The sequence below is a fragment of the Mesorhizobium sp. M7D.F.Ca.US.004.03.1.1 genome (assembly GCF_003998635.1).
GTDB lineage: Bacteria > Pseudomonadota > Alphaproteobacteria > Rhizobiales > Rhizobiaceae > Mesorhizobium > Mesorhizobium loti.
Genome location: NZ_RZQG01001438.1, coordinates 1 through 973, shown reverse-complemented (window position 1 = coordinate 973; position 973 = coordinate 1). Strand labels below are relative to the sequence as shown.

General features: G+C 63.2%; 2 protein-coding genes. One reads left to right on the top strand and one right to left on the bottom strand.

Annotation, left to right across the window (positions count from 1 at the left end; all coding sequences use genetic code 11):
• Window positions 1-184 (bottom strand): AEC family transporter (locus EN935_RS37750; protein WP_206534690.1); only part of this gene is annotated, 184 nt, incomplete at its 3' end.
• A 146-nt stretch (window positions 185-330) separates the two neighbouring features.
• On the opposite strand from EN935_RS37750, the gene EN935_RS37745 reads away from it, so the two are divergent.
• Window positions 331-973: caspase family protein (locus EN935_RS37745; protein WP_206534689.1), on the top strand; the 643-nt coding region annotated here is incomplete at its 3' end.

Genomic DNA, 973 nt, shown 5'->3' with positions numbered 1-973 from the left:
GTGCCACGCCGTGGAAATCGGCATTCACCATGGTCTGCAACAGCAGCAGCGGCATCGCCACCGAGACCGCGAAGTCGGATATCCCCTCGCCGCTCTCCGGCTTCAAATAGCCGGTGAACCCGGCGAGATAGCCGAGCGCGACAAGGCTGAAGACGAAAAGGACCGTTTCGGTGAGCGGAGACATTTTTACCGTGACAGGCGAGTTTCCCGTGATAGGCGAGCCACGGCCGCGGCGCAATCGCGCCCGAATTTGATCATGCCCGAATTTGATCATGGTAGGCTGGCAGCATTATAGAGGGCTTGGATCATCAGGGCGGACATCAACGACAAATGGCCTTTGTCGAAACCACGAAGCGTAATCTTTTGCGGCAGGCGTGGCTGACGGCTTTCGTCGCCGCACTGCTTTGCCTTGCCGCGACCGCGCTTGCAGGTGCCGAGACGAAAAGCCTCAAGGGTGTGGCGCTGATCATCGGCCAGTCGAAATACGAGCACATCGCCGCCCTCCCCAACCCCGCCAACGACGCCCGCGACATGGCCAAGATGCTGACCGACCTCGGCTTCGACGCGCGCAGCGTCACCGATCGCGACGCCACCAAGCTGAAGCGCGACCTGGAGCGGTTCACGGAAGATGCCGAAGGCGCCGATGTCGCCTTCATCTATTATTCCGGTCACGGCATCGAGGCCGGCGGCGAGAACTATCTGGTTCCGGTCGATGCCGACGTGTCGTCACTGAGGGATGCCGACGCGGCTTTGGTGCCGATTTCCGCCATCATGGACGCGTTGAAAAAGACTGTGCCTGTGACGATCGTGCTACTCGACGCCTGCCGCACCAATCCGTTCCCGCAGGACGCCGTGGTGCGACGCGCACCGACCGCTTCCGCCTCGCCGATTGGTGCCGGCGGGCTGGAACCGGTGCGCGGCGCCAGGGCGCTCGGCAATGCGCCGGCGGCTGACGCGAGCCTGGGTACGGTGG